A 13,929-nucleotide genomic window follows, 5' to 3' on the forward strand; every position below is an offset into this window, starting at 1 on the left:
TACCTTCTATATTATTTATTATCATACCATAAACCGCATAAAATTCCAGTTATGCATTTATCAATACTCCATTTTACGATAGCTTAAAGCTTCAGCAATATGCATTCTTAAAACTTTATCTTCATCTTCAAGGTCAGCTATAGTACGTGCTACCCTAAGTATTCGGTTGTAAGCCCGCATCGATAAACGAAACTTACTTGCAGCTTCATTTAGTAAATCTTTACCCTCATCTACAGGCATTGCATAATCTATCAACAATTGACCATCCAATCTATTATTTGTTTTAATATTATAACCCTCATATCTTCTTTCTTGGATTATACGTACCTTTTCTATCCTTTTAGCAATATCTTCTGATTTTTCTTCAGAACTTTCATTTGTTAAATCATAATTATAAATATTGATATTAGGTACTTCTATATGCAAATCAAATCTATCCATAATAGGACCGGAAATTTTCATTTTATAATCATCACCACATTTTGGGGCTTTAACACATTCTTTGTAAGAATCACCCAAATAGCCACATTTACAAGGATTCATAGCTGCTATTAGTTGAAAATTTGCTGGATATTTTATATGGGCATTTGATCTTGAAATTAGTATCTCACCATTTTCGATAGGTTGCCTTAAAGATTCAATAACATGCTGAGGAAATTCAGGCAGTTCGTCTAAAAATAATACTCCGTTATGAGCAAGTGTAATCTCCCCTGGTCTTACCTTTTTTCCAACACCACCACCAACCATAGCAGCAAGTGAACATGAATGATGAGGGGTTCTAAATGGTCTTATCCTAGTAAGCTTACCATCCAAAAACTTCCCAGCAATACTTGTTACCATGCTACATTCTAAAATCTCTTTCACCGACATTTTAGGCAGTATCCCAGGCAAGCAGCTTGCAAGCCTTGATTTTCCTGTTCCAGGAGGACCAAACATTAATAAATTATGACCACCTGATGCAGCAATTTCTAAAGCTCTTTTAGCTATATTTTGTCCTCTTACATCTTTAAAATCAGGGTAATTTACCGGCTCGTCTTGGACGATAGCTTCTGGAGGACTTAGAACTTGCGATCCTTTGAAATGATTTACTAGCTCAATTAAATTACCTGCTACAAGTATATTATCATTACCTGACCAAGCAACTTCAGATGAGTTTTTATTTGAGCAAATCAGCCCCTTATTCCTAGCAGTAGCACCAATTGCCACAGGCAATGCACCATTTACCGGCAATATCGACCCATCTAAAGATAACTCACCTATTATTAGATATTCTGCTATTTCAGTTTCTGGCAAAATATTCATAGCAGTAAGTATTGCACAAGCAATTGCAAGGTCGAAATGACTACCCTCTTTTACTAAATCTGCTGGAGCTAAATTTATCAAAATTTTTTTGGTGGGTAATGCAAGCCCTATAGAAGATAAAGCTGCTTTAACTCGCTCTTTTGACTCAGCAATAGTTTTGTCAGCAAGTCCTACTATGGCAAAGGCAGGTATACCAGGCGATATTTGTACCTGCACATCAACATCAGTGATATCAATCCCGTTGAATGTAAGACTTGCTATATGAATTATCATTTTTTAATAGTAATACTTTTGGTTGGAAAAGCATACTACAGAACAAACTTTGCTAAGTCAAGATTAGTTAGTATTTTTGATAATTGATTTTCTACAAATTTATCATCTATAGATATTTTTTCACCTTGCATTTCACTAGCTCTAAAGCTTATATCTTCAAGTAAATTCTCAAGTATAGTATGCAATCTTCTTGCTCCTATATCTTCGATTTCTAGATTAACTGTAGTAGCGTAATCTGCAATTTTCTCTATAGCGGAATTCGTAAATTCAAGTTCTACTTTCTCAGTACCTATTAAAGCCGAATATTGCTTTATTAAACTAGTTTCAGGCTCAAGTAGTATCTTTATCATATCCTCTTTAGTTAATGAATTCAACTCTACTCTAATAGGTAATCTTCCTTGCAATTCAGGTAATAAATCTGAGGGTTTTGCTATATGGAAAGCTCCTGAAGCAATAAATAATATATGATCTGTTTTAACAGGACCATATTTTGTATTAACTGTTGACCCCTCAATCAAAGGTAGTAAATCCCTCTGCACGCCCTCTCTACTTATTTCTGAATTCTTTGCTCCAGAATTAGCTACTGAGGCAATCTTATCAATTTCATCAATAAAGACTATTCCATCATTTTCAACTAAATTAATTGCCTGCTGGATTATTTTTTCTTGATCAATTAATTTTTCAAACTCTTCTGATAAAATTATACTCATCGCTTCTTTAACTAACATTTTTTTTGTTTTAGTTTTAGTCGTTCCAAAAGCTCTTCCTATCATATCACCAAGATTAAGCACTCCCATAGATGCCCCAGGCATGCCGGGTATTTCAAAGCTACCTCCGCCTACAGGAGCTGTATCAGCTACACTAATTTCAATTTCTGTATCATCAAGCTCGCCACTTAAGATTTTTTCTTGAAACTTTTCTCTCGTCTCACTACTTGAAGTCTTACCTACTAAACTATCTAATACTCTCTCGATTGCTTTCTCACGTGCATTAATATCTACTTCCGTTTTAGCTATCGTTTTTTGAGTATTAACAGCTATTTCTACTAAATCACGAATTATTGATTCTACGTCACGCCCTACATAGCCAACCTCGGTGAACTTTGTTGCTTCTATTTTATAAAAAGGAGAATTAGTAAGTTTAGCAAGCCTTCTTGCAATTTCAGTTTTACCGACTCCCGTTGAACCTATCATTAAGATATTTTTTGGTACTATTTCGTTACGTAAGTTTCCCTCTACTCTTTTACGACGACCACGATTTCTAAGGGCAATAGCAACGGCTTTTTTAGCCTTTTCTTGACCTACGATAAATCTGTTAAGCTCGTTAACTATTTGAGAAGGTGTAAGCCCCATAGGGTCTTTTTTATTAGTATTAGTAGTTTTAGTAGATTTCATACAACTTTTTCCGTTATAATATTATGATTAGAAAATACACAAAGATCTGCTGCTATATTCATAGATTTTAAAGCAATTTCTTCAGCAGTTAGAGGATTATCGTAGACATTAAAGCACGTGCTGCGGATAAGGCGAATAGACCACCTGAGCCTATTGCTACAACATTATTCTCTGGCTCAACAACATCACCGTTACCAGTTAAAATTAGTATATGATTGCGATCAGCCACAATCATCATTGCTTCTAAACGACGTAAATATTTGTTGCTACGCCAATCTTTTGCAAGCTCAACCGCACTTCTAAGCAAATTATGCTTATGTTGCTCTATTTTTACTTCTAACTTTTCAAATAAAGCGAGCCCGTCAGCAGTAGAACCAGCAAAACCTGCAATAATTTTATTATTAGCTATAGTTCGTAATTTTCGAGCAGTAGATTTTAATACTGTATTGCCGTGTGAAACTTGTCCATCTGCTGCTATAATTATTTCTTCGTTCTTTTTTAAACAAAGTATTGTAGTGCCATGTAAGGCTAAATTATCTGACATAATGTAAAATTTATTGATATTAATTTGCTGATTAAGTAATATATTCAATTATTTATAATAATTAAATAATGTTAATTATTACTTGAGTAATCCAGTTATAGTTAATTATCTTTTTTTGAATTTTCAAGGTTTAAATAATGAATATATACGCAATATACATTAACCCTGTACAAAAAAATAATAATTTTATTGTCATTAAAGAAAGTTTTTCATGGACAGCAGCACTTTTAAGTGTATTCTGGGCATTATACCATAAAATGTGGTTACCTGTTATTATAGCTGTAGCACTTAATATAGTAGCAATGGCAATTAATATATATGAGTTAACACTTGCATTAAAGCTAATTGTCATGTTAATATTCGGTTTTTTTGCTGCCGATATTAGAGAAAATCATTTAAAAAGAAATGATTTTACGCTTAAAGATATAGTAGTTGCGGGTTCGCAAGTAGAAGCTGAATTAAAATTTTTAGAGCGTAATAATTATGTACAATAAAGAAAATATTTTTGCAAAAATTATCAATAAAAATTTACCGGCAGAAGTAATTTATGAAGACGAGCAGGTTTTAGCATTTAAAGATATAGCACCGGTCGCACCAGTACATATTATTGTTATACCTAAAAATGAATATATCGATTACGCCGATTTTATTTCTAAAGCTTCAGTAGAAGAAATAAAGCATTTTTTTGCTAAGGTTTCTGATATAGCAAATAAAGCAGGACTAGATAAAGACGGATATCGCTTAATCACCAATAAAGGCGAGAAGTCCGGACAAACTATTTTTCATTTCCATTTTCATATTATTGGTGGTGAAAAACTTATTGGATTAATTAAATAAAAATGACCAAGAAATATAATATTGCTGTTATCGGTGCTACCGGAAATGTCAGTCGTGAAACCTTAAATATTCTAGCAGAACGCAATTTTCCTATTAACAAAATTTATGCTATTGCTTCAAATAATTCTATTGGAAAAAAAGTTAGCTTTGACGAGCAAGTATTACAAATAAGTAGCTTAGACGATCTAGATTTTGAGGAAATAGATATTGCATTTTTTTCAGCAGGTTCGGAAGTATCAAAAAAGTATATACCAAATGCTATTGCTAAAAATTGTGTGGTTATTGATAAATCTTCTTTTTTTAGACTAAGTGAAGATATACCTTTAATTGTACCTGAGGCTAATTTATCAACACTTAAAGACTTTGCCACTAAAAATATTATATCGAATCCTAACTGCATTGCGATTCCTCTTGCAGTTGTACTTAAACCGCTAGATAATGAAATAAGTATAAAAAGAGTTGTAATATCTACTTATCAATCAGTATCCGGAGCAGGTAAAGCAGGAATGGATGAACTTTATGATCAAACAAAATCTAAGTATATCTTTGAAGAAAAAAGCCCCAACATATTTCCAAAACAAATTGCATTCAATTTATTTCCTCACATAGGTGATTTAAATAAAGATGGTTATACAAGCGAAGAGTCAAAAATTGCTTTAGAGCTACAGAAAATTATTGGTGATCATCTTAAAGTTAGCGTAACTTCTGTACGAGTACCTGTATTTGTTGGTCATTCTATATCCGTTAATATAGAATTTAGTAGTAAAGTGGATGCTAAAGAAGTTGAGGAAATACTAGAAGATGCTGACGGGGTTGTTACGATTTCACAAACTAAAGATTTAGCATATATCTCACCTACTGAAGTAGTAGGCGAAGACGCTGTATATGTCTCACGCATTAGGGATGATGCAAGTAAAGAGAACGCCATAAATTTATGGATTACATGCGATAATTTACGTAAAGGAGCTGCTTTAAATAGCGTTCAAATTGCTGAAGAATTAATTAAAACTTATTTATAAAATAATTAATATGGATAATAAAAACACTGTCTTAAATAAAAAAAATCCTTTGATGATAGCACTTGGAGAGTGCCGAACAGCTTTCTGGATAGTTTTTTGGTTTGCCTTTGTAATTAATTTATTAATGTTAATTACCCCCCTTTATTCACTACAAGTTTTAGATAGGGTGCTTGGTAGTGGTAATTTATACACATTGTTATATTTATCGATAATAATTGCTTATATTTATTTTGTTTACGGTTTACTGCAAATTGCTCGTTCTTTTACTCTTATAAAAGTGGGAGAATGGCTTGATAGAACAGTAGCACCGGTGATTTTTGCTTCCTCAATTTCAGCAGCAGCAACACGTGTAAATATGGGTTCTAGCCAGCTATTACGTGATTTTCAATCCGTTAAAACATTCCTAACAAGTACCGGAATTAATACCTTATTTGATGCACCTTGGAGTATCATATATATTGCTGTTATTTTCTCAATACATCCATATATTGGTTTTATTACAATTTTCGGTGCTATACTCATTGTTTCAACAGCTTTCTTTAATGCAGCTGCTACTAACAAAACCTTAGGTGAAGCTACAGAATTCTCGATTAAAGGTATGACGCAAGCCGATATTGCTAATAGAAATGCCGAAGTAGTCGAAGCAATGGGGATGATGAAAAATGTTACAAAAAATTGGCATAAATTTAACTTAGCAGCACTTGATAAACAATCAACCGCTAGCTATCGTAATGGCGTCATTTCTAACTTTTCAAGGTTTATCCGTAACATAATGCAAATGGCAGTTACTGGCGTTGGTGCTTATCTTGTTGTAGAAACTCATGGGGCATCAATGACACCTGGTAATATGATTATGAGCTCTATTATAGTTGGTAGAGCACTTGCTCCTTTTGATAACGCTATTGAGTTATGGAAAAGCATGAGTGGAGCTATTAAATCATTCAAAAATATCAACAACCTATTTAATACTTATGCTTCTCGTGACGAAGCAATGCCAATTCCAAACGTCGAGGGGCATTTAACTGTAGAAAATATTTACTATGCCCACCCTGTTCCAAAACATATGCCACAACCACCCACACCAAAATATATTTTAAAAGGTGTTAGTTTTGCGGTACAACCAGGTGAAATTTTAGCAATTATCGGACCATCAGCAACCGGAAAGTCAACTTTAGCTAAAATCATAGTTGGTGTATGGCGAGAATCCTCAGGCTCGGTACGTTTAGATGAGGCTGAAATTTATCGTTGGAATAGAGAAGATTTTGGCAGACATGTCGGTTATTTGCCTCAAGGAATAGAGCTTTTCAGTGGTAGCATCAAGCAAAATATTGCTAGAATGGAAGACAATGCTAATCCACAAAAAGTTATTGAAGCAGCCAAACTAGCTGGTGCTCATGAAATGATATTAAGGTTTCCTGACGGTTATGATTCAGATATAGGTCCTGCCGGCTCTAATTTATCAGGAGGACAAAGGCAACGTATTGGGCTTGCTAGAGCATTTTATGGTGATCCAAAGCTGGTAATTTTAGATGAACCTAATGCTAATTTAGATGAAGCTGGTGAAGTAGCACTTGCTAGTGCTTTAAAACAAGCAAAACTAAAAGGAATATCAGTCGTTGTAATTTCACATAGACCTTCTGTATTATCAGTTGTTGACAAAATCTTAATATTACAGGATGGAGCTGTTGCAGTTCACGGAACGCCGGATGAAATTCAAAACCACTTTAAAACTCTAAAGGGCGGCACAATTCATATTAATAATAAATAGTGCAAAATCATCATTGCGAGGAAAAACTGTAAGTTTTGTACGTACGCAATTTCAGGAGTTTATCTTAACGAGGTTGCCATGTTGCTACGCTCCTCGCAACGACAAAAAATAATAATGAATGATTAAATATTATGCAGGACTTAAAAAATAATAAACCTCAAATTACACCGGAGCAGTTAAAGCAATTACTGTCCTTGAGAGAAAATTCACTAAGCCTTAAAGGTCAAAGCTCTAAACGTAAAGCTTTAATAAATAGCACATTAAAAAAGACTTCACAAGTAATAGAATTTTTACTGCTTAAACTTGATAGATTTGTTAATTTTACTACTAAAAAAACTGATAAAGATCGTAATAATGTCGCACAAGCTGCAAGATCACCTATACTTTTTGGTATTTATGTTATTATTTTCTTAGTATTAATCGGTGGTGTTTGGATGGCTGTTGCACCGCTTGATAGTGGAGCTGTAGCAGTTGGAATATTAATGCCAAGCACTAATAAGAAGACAATCCAGCACAATGAAGGTGGAATAATCAAAGCTATTTATGTGAAACAAGGTGATAAAGTTAAAGCAGGTGATAAGCTAATAGAGCTTGAAGAAACACGAATAAAAAGCGAGCATGAGAGCACTTTAGGTCAATATCGTACTGCTCTGGCTACTGAAAATCGTTTAATTGCTGAGCGTGATAATCTAGAGCAAATCGAATTTTCTGATTTTTTAATGCAAGATATTAATTTACCGGAAGTCGCTAAGATAATACACACTCAAGAAAATTTATTTAGATCAAAAAAAGAAGTATATAATTCAGAAAAAGATGCTTTACAGCAACGTATTTCTCAGCTTGAAAAGAAGATTGAAGGCTTGGAGGCACGAAAAGTAGCTGCAACTAAAACAGCCGAAGTTTACCAAGAACGTTTAAAGGCTTTAAGAACTCTACAAAATAAAGGCTTTGTGCAAAAAAAGGATTTGTTAGAACAAGAAGCAAGAGTTGCTAGTGCAAAAAGTGACGTTGCAACGACTGACACGGAAATAGCAGGAACACACCACGCTATTACTGAATCTCAAATTAGCATTATAAACCTACAAAATAAATATACTGAAAAGACTTTAACAGAGCTTCGTGATGCACAAGTACAAACAGCTTCTCTTAAAGAAAAATATAACTCTTTAACTGATTCACTTAATCGGATAGTAATCAAATCACCTGTTGATGGTATAATTAATAATCTAAAATATCATACAATTGGTGGTTATATAGGTACCGGACAACCTATTATGGAGATTTCACCTACTAACGATCCACTAATTATAGAAGCAAAGGTATCACAAAAAAATATAGATTCAGTGCATGAAGGACTAGTTGCAAAAATACGCTTTAGTGCTTTTAAATCACGTACTACTCCAACATTTACCGGTAAAGTGGTCAGTGTATCACCGGATATTGTTCAAGATGAAAGACAGCATCCCGGACAGCAAGATAATTACTATATTGCTAGAGTAGAGATTGACATGGATGAATTCAACAGAATTGCCAAAATAAAAAATCTAGAATTACATCCTGGTATGCAAGCCGAAGTACAGATCGTTACTGGAACTAGAACATTGCTTAGATATCTCCTTGATCCTGTAATCGATACAGCATTTAAGGCATTCAGAGAGAAATAGTTTTCTGACTGTGTTATGACGACTAATACGTTATTTTCGCAAAGGCTTTGTTGCAAAACGTCTTCGGGATCATACCATGGCTTGTCCGATGTTGTTGCATAGCTCCAATGTCATTCCCGCGGAGGCGTAGTAGTGTCCGGAGAAAATTGGAGTATTATTAAAACCATCATTGCGAGCAGTCGTAGACCGCGTGGCAATCCAGAAAAATAGTAAAAAATAACTAATTTTAGCATTTTTTACTTCCTTGCTTCGCCCTTATTACTTTGTAATTCTTCTCGCAATGACGAAGCAATCTCATCATTATTTCCTAGATTGCCACACTCGCTTCGCTCATTCGCAATGACGATTTGGTATCCACGCAAGCAAGCCTTAAACAAGAATGACATAATATGCTTTTCAATCCACATAACAATGCTGCTTTCTCCTATTTAAAATAAAAATATGATATTATCTTACATCGGAATATTATTGGTAATTATTGGGCTGTTTGCTATATTTTCAGGTATTATCGGTTTTTTTCGTTTCCCTGATTTTTATACAAAATTGCACGCTGCAAGTGTTATTGAAAGCTTTGGAGTACCGATTTGCTTAATAGGCTTTGCATGCCTTGCAGGAAATCTTTTTAGTTGTTTTAAGCTACTTCTAGCTGCTATATTAATTTTCTTATTAAATCCGGTAGCAACTCACGCTCTTGGTAAAGGGTCACTACTTTCAAGGTCATTTTTACAAAAACAAGAAGCTAAGAAAAAATAAGAAAATATTTATGCTTTTAAATTTTGATCTCAGTAATTACTTACTTAATTTTATTGTTTTTTTACTGGTTATAATATCAATTAAAATCATTATTGCTAAAGATTTATTGGAAGCAGTAATATATAGCTCAGCATTTAGCTTATTAATTGGTGTATCTTATTTACTAATGGATGCACCGGATGTTGCAATGACTGAAGTAGCCCTTGGAGCGTGTCTATCAACCTGCGTATATCTAAATTTATTACGAAAATTACCCTCTAATTTAAAAATAATCCAAAGAACTAGAATTATTTCGGCAAGCTTAATATGTTTATTGTTTGTAGTAACTCTTACTTACATGGGGCTTGAACTACCAGATTATGGAGATGAACATGCCTTGCTCCACACACACCTAACTAAATATTATGTAGAAAATACTAGTAAGGATATTGGAATACCATCTTTTATAGCAGCCATTTTAGCTAGCTATCGTGGGTACGATACCTTAGGTGAAACTAGTGTAATTTTAATTGCCGGAATTTCTGTGCTGCTAGTTTTTAACTGGACCCCGTGGACAAGCCACGGGGTGACAGGGGTAAACGATCTACGCGGGAATGACATCAAAACCATACAACAATGTCAGCAAGCCTACGGGATGACAAAAATAACAAAAAACATCTCTATTTTTATAGTACCTTATATAATCCTATATAGCTTATATATTCAGCTTAATGGAGAAGCATCACCTGGTGGTGGTTTCCAAGCTGGCGTTATATTTGCCTCCTCTCTTATTGCTTATGATCTAGTATATGGTAACCAAAAATTAAATCGATATTTTTCGTTGAATACTCTAATAATTATTGCTGCTTTAGGTGTTATGATATACGGATTTACTGGTGTGATATCGCTATTTTTTAACGATAATTACTTAAACTATTATTCTCTAGCAAACTTTGTTAACGATAGTCTAACTGCTCAACATATAGGAATATTTGCTGTAGAGATAGGCATAGGCTTAACAGTTTCTGCTATTATGTACTCAATTTACAACTCATTTAACAATTGTGAATAGCTTGTTTTTACTAATCAAACGTGAATTTATAGTGCAGAATCGTATTAATAATATGATTAAATATCTGATGATATTTTTTCTATTTTGTATTATTAGCACTACTTTAATTAACAGCCATGAAGATATTAAGAAATTCGGCTTAATCTTTTCGGTAATTTGTTTGTTAATTTCATTGATTGGTTTTTCTTCTATTATATTTAAGTCTGACTTAGAAGATGGAAGCTTAGAATTAATGTTATCTATAGTTAATCCAACTAAAATAGTGCTAGCTAAATTTTTTGCGATATTTATAAGTAGTACGATAGGGATAATTTTAACATTACCTATTATTTATATTTTTTTCAGCCAAACCTTGCTAGAAATAATATTTTTCTTTTTCAGCGTCTGGCTTGTAATAATTTTATCAAGCAGTTTAGTAGTATTATCGGGTAGCATGCAAAGCTATTTTAGGGTTAATGCTAATTTTATCGGCATATTTATTATGCCTTTGCTAATTCCCAGCATTATAATGACAGGGTTAGTACTACAAGACAATAATTTACAATTAATTTTCATTATGATAGGTATTAATTTAGTAATTTTACCTATTTCATTTGTCTTAAGTTCATATTTAATCAGAAATATTTACAGCATAACATGATTATTTTCTTTATTTTTACTAGCAGAATAGTATAAGATAAGATAAGATAATAAATTTTTTTGAGAAAATAATATGTGGCAAGCTTTACGAAGGTTAATTGCAGCTAACCCTATGGGCGTTTTCTTATGGGGCATTATTACTAAATGGTATATAATGATAGCTGTTGCATCATTAATAGTATTATTTTATGTAGTAAAAGGGCTTGAGAAAATCGGCTTTATAGACTATTTTGGCAGAACAACAGTTGAGATATTAGACACTAGTAAAGCTATTGCTCAAAATTGTACTGTAAAACTTGGTCCTGACTGGGATCACTTAGTCAACTTTTGGAATTGCTTAGGTGATCTAGGAAAATATGAGGTTAAAGAAGGTACAGGAGAAGAAGAATTACAGCAAGGTGTAGAAAGGCTTATTAAAAAGCCTGAAGATGGTGGTGAAGGAGATGGTACTATCCCTGAACCTACTACTCCGGTAGTAAATCCTTATGACAACAGTAATAATATGAATACAAACTAAATATGTCAGATACTGAAGATACTAATAACAATACAAAACAAACCTCTCGTCGTGATTTTATGGTCCTAACGGCTAGTAGCGTTGCAGCGGTTGGAGCTGCTTGTACACTTTGGCCTCTTATTGATTCTTTAAACCCTTCAGCCGACGTTCTTGCCTTATCATCAATTGAAGTTGATTTATCAAATATTGCTGTAGGTCAAACAGTTACAGTTAAATGGCAAGGAAAACCGGTATTCATTACTAATCGTACTCCAGATAAAATTGCTGAAGCACGGGCTGTAAAAATGTCAGAGCTTATTGATCCTGAAGAAGATCAAAACCGTGTAAAAGCTGGGCATGCTAATTGGTTAGTAACAATTGGTATCTGTACACATTTAGGTTGCGTACCACTTGCAAATCAAGGCGATTATGGCGGCTGGTTCTGCCCGTGCCATGGTTCACAATATGATTCATCAGGTAGAGTAAGAAGAGGTCCTGCTCCTTTAAATTTAGCAGTACCGCCCTACACTTTTATTAGCGACAAAAAAATTAGAATCGGGTAATTACCTATGAGCGACAACATTACCCCAAAAACTGAAAAGAATAATGCTATTATAGAGTGGATAGATTACCGTCTTCCGGTCTTCTCTTTTCTAAAGCATTTTAGCCATTATCAAACCCCAAAAAACCTTAGTTATTTGTGGAATCTAGGCTCTATTGCCGGCATTGCGTTAGTAATTCAGATAATTACCGGTATAATACTTGCTATGCATTATACGCCGCATGTTGATCATGCTTTTGATAGCGTTGAAAAAATCATGCGTAACGTTAATTATGGCTGGTTACTGCGTTATACTCATGCTGTTGGTGCCTCAATGTTTTTTGCAGCCGTATATTTACATATAGCAAGAGGACTATATTATGGCTCGTATAAAGCACCAAGAGAACTACTGTGGCATATCGGTATAATTATTTTCCTAACCATGATGGCTACTGCTTTTATGGGTTATGTACTACCTTGGGGACAGATGAGCTATTGGGGTGCAACAGTTATTACTAATCTATTCTCAGCTATTCCGCTTGTAGGTAAGTCTATAGTTACATGGTTGTGGGGTGGTTTTTCGGTGGATAATCCAACATTAAACAGATTCTTTTCACTGCATTATTTATTGCCTTTTGTTATCGTTGCTCTTGTAATGCTACATCTAGTAGCATTGCATCAACATGGCTCAAATAATCCGAAAGGTATTGATGTTAAAGGTCCTAAAGATACGATTCCATTTCATCCTTATTATACGATTAAGGATTTTGTTGGTTTCGGGGTTTATTTCATAATATTTGCTTATTTTATTTTTTATGAACCAAATTATTTAGGTCATCCAGATAATTATATACCTGCAAATCCATTAGTTACCCCTGCTCATATTGTTCCTGAATGGTATTTCTTGCCATTTTATGCGATCTTACGTGCTGTGCCGTCTAAACTCGGTGGCGTGCTATTAATGTTCGGCAGTATATTTGTACTGTTTTTATTACCTTGGCTAGATACTTCAAAGGTAAGAAGTGCCAACTATAGACCAATATATCGTATTGCTTTTTGGATATTTATGGCAGATTGCTTATTACTTGGTTATTTGGGCGGGCAACCTGCAGAAGAGCCGTATATTACTATCAGTAGATTCGCTGCATGCTACTATTTCTTCCATTTTTTAGTAGCTTTGCCATTGATTGGTAAATATGAGAAACCACTACCACTACCGGAGGAGTTGTAGAGTTATGAAAGAGATCAGATAATTGTCATTGCGAGGAGATGTAACGCATCGACGTGGCAATCTCAGGAGGCATAACTCACGACATTTTGTATTATACAAATTTATGAAACAACCAGCTGTATATATAACTACTAATAAAAAAAATGGTATACTTTATACCGGTGTAACCTCTAATCTTATAAAAAGAATATACCAACATAAAAACGAAAATATTAAAGGTTTTAGTAAAAAATATAATTGTAAAATATTAGTATTTTATGAGCTTCATCAAACTATGGATTCGGCAATAAATAAAGAAAAACAAATTAAGGCTGGTTCAAGAGATAAAAAGATTAAATTAATAGAACAAATAAATACAAACTGGGATGATTTATATAATGAAATTATTCTATAAATAAAAATATTATTGTGAGAAAA

The 13,929-nt window shown here is 33.7% G+C and carries 15 protein-coding genes and 1 pseudogene; 12 read left to right on the forward strand and 4 right to left on the reverse strand.

What is annotated here, in order from left to right; all coding sequences use genetic code 11:
- Nucleotides 1–60: 60 nt before the first annotated feature.
- The 3 genes and pseudogenes from AAGD49_RS04940 to hslV form a co-directional block, all read right to left on the reverse strand.
- Nucleotides 61–1,575: a YifB family Mg chelatase-like AAA ATPase gene (locus AAGD49_RS04940; RefSeq protein ID WP_341788178.1), complete on the reverse strand. Its 1,515-nt coding sequence runs from the start codon at nt 1,573–1,575 to the stop codon at nt 61–63.
- Between the two features lie 35 nt (nt 1,576–1,610).
- Nucleotides 1,611–2,969, reverse strand: a complete 1,359-nt coding sequence (gene hslU, locus AAGD49_RS04945; protein WP_341788179.1) for an ATP-dependent protease ATPase subunit HslU — start codon at nt 2,967–2,969, stop codon at nt 1,611–1,613.
- Nucleotides 2,966–3,513: pseudogene (gene hslV, locus AAGD49_RS04950) on the reverse strand (ATP-dependent protease subunit HslV). Before hslV ends, hslU begins: the two are co-directional and overlap by 4 nt.
- 137 nt (nt 3,514–3,650) lie before the next feature.
- Between hslV and AAGD49_RS04955 the strand changes: the two are divergent.
- The 5 genes from AAGD49_RS04955 to AAGD49_RS04975 all read left to right on the forward strand — a co-directional run bounded on the left by AAGD49_RS04955 (nt 3,651) and on the right by AAGD49_RS04975 (nt 8,801).
- Nucleotides 3,651–4,007, forward strand: a complete 357-nt coding sequence (locus AAGD49_RS04955; protein WP_341788180.1) for a DUF2628 domain-containing protein — start codon at nt 3,651–3,653, stop codon at nt 4,005–4,007.
- Nucleotides 3,997–4,350, forward strand: coding sequence for an HIT domain-containing protein (locus AAGD49_RS04960; RefSeq protein WP_016948007.1), 354 nt, complete (start codon nt 3,997–3,999; stop codon nt 4,348–4,350). Before AAGD49_RS04955 ends, AAGD49_RS04960 begins: the two co-directional genes overlap by 11 nt.
- A gap of 2 nt (nt 4,351–4,352) precedes the next feature.
- Nucleotides 4,353–5,369 carry an aspartate-semialdehyde dehydrogenase gene (gene asd / locus AAGD49_RS04965; RefSeq protein ID WP_341788181.1) on the forward strand — a complete coding sequence of 339 codons (1,017 nt, stop codon included), beginning with the start codon at nt 4,353–4,355 and terminating at the stop codon, nt 5,367–5,369.
- A 10-nt stretch (nt 5,370–5,379) separates the two neighbouring features.
- Nucleotides 5,380–7,137 (forward strand): type I secretion system permease/ATPase, encoded by a 1,758-nt coding sequence (locus AAGD49_RS04970; RefSeq protein ID WP_341788182.1) that lies wholly within the window; start codon nt 5,380–5,382, stop codon nt 7,135–7,137.
- A 131-nt stretch (nt 7,138–7,268) separates the two neighbouring features.
- Nucleotides 7,269–8,801, forward strand: a complete 1,533-nt coding sequence (locus AAGD49_RS04975) for an HlyD family type I secretion periplasmic adaptor subunit (RefSeq protein WP_341788183.1) — start codon at nt 7,269–7,271, stop codon at nt 8,799–8,801.
- A 236-nt stretch (nt 8,802–9,037) separates the two neighbouring features.
- Here the strand turns inward: AAGD49_RS04975 and AAGD49_RS04980 are convergent, their stop codons facing one another.
- Nucleotides 9,038–9,187: a hypothetical protein gene (locus AAGD49_RS04980; RefSeq protein WP_341788184.1), complete on the reverse strand. Its 150-nt coding sequence runs from the start codon at nt 9,185–9,187 to the stop codon at nt 9,038–9,040.
- A gap of 55 nt (nt 9,188–9,242) precedes the next feature.
- Here AAGD49_RS04980 and AAGD49_RS04985 point away from each other — a divergent pair, with 55 nt between their 5' ends.
- The 7 genes from AAGD49_RS04985 (at nt 9,243) to AAGD49_RS05015 (ending at nt 13,906) form a co-directional block, all read left to right on the forward strand.
- Entirely contained in the window at nt 9,243–9,554 is a 312-nt protein-coding gene (locus AAGD49_RS04985; protein ID WP_016947696.1) for a Na+/H+ antiporter subunit G, read from the forward strand.
- Nucleotides 9,555–9,564: 10 nt separating this feature from the next.
- On the forward strand, nt 9,565–10,605 hold the full coding sequence (locus AAGD49_RS04990; protein WP_341788185.1) for a DUF4040 domain-containing protein: 1,041 nt from the start codon (nt 9,565–9,567) through the stop codon (nt 10,603–10,605).
- The gene (locus tag AAGD49_RS04995) at nt 10,598–11,245 is read left to right on the forward strand and encodes a heme exporter protein CcmB (protein WP_341788186.1); all 648 of its coding nucleotides are present in this window, start codon (nt 10,598–10,600) and stop codon (nt 11,243–11,245) included. Before AAGD49_RS04990 ends, AAGD49_RS04995 begins: the two co-directional genes overlap by 8 nt.
- A gap of 72 nt (nt 11,246–11,317) precedes the next feature.
- Nucleotides 11,318–11,761 (forward strand): DUF2670 domain-containing protein, encoded by a 444-nt coding sequence (locus AAGD49_RS05000; RefSeq protein ID WP_341788187.1) that lies wholly within the window; start codon nt 11,318–11,320, stop codon nt 11,759–11,761.
- A gap of 2 nt (nt 11,762–11,763) precedes the next feature.
- Nucleotides 11,764–12,303 (forward strand): ubiquinol-cytochrome c reductase iron-sulfur subunit, encoded by a 540-nt coding sequence (petA, locus tag AAGD49_RS05005; protein ID WP_341788188.1) that lies wholly within the window; start codon nt 11,764–11,766, stop codon nt 12,301–12,303.
- Between the two features lie 6 nt (nt 12,304–12,309).
- Nucleotides 12,310–13,512, forward strand: a complete 1,203-nt coding sequence (locus AAGD49_RS05010) for a cytochrome b/b6 (protein WP_341788189.1) — start codon at nt 12,310–12,312, stop codon at nt 13,510–13,512.
- Nucleotides 13,513–13,615: 103 nt separating this feature from the next.
- A complete protein-coding gene (locus AAGD49_RS05015; protein WP_341788190.1) occupies nt 13,616–13,906 on the forward strand; it encodes a GIY-YIG nuclease family protein in 291 nt (96 codons plus the stop codon).
- The last annotated feature ends 23 nt before the right edge of the window (nt 13,907–13,929 follow it).

Origin of the sequence: Rickettsia endosymbiont of Lasioglossum villosulum (assembly GCF_964026455.1) — a bacterium.
GTDB lineage: Bacteria > Pseudomonadota > Alphaproteobacteria > Rickettsiales > Rickettsiaceae > Rickettsia.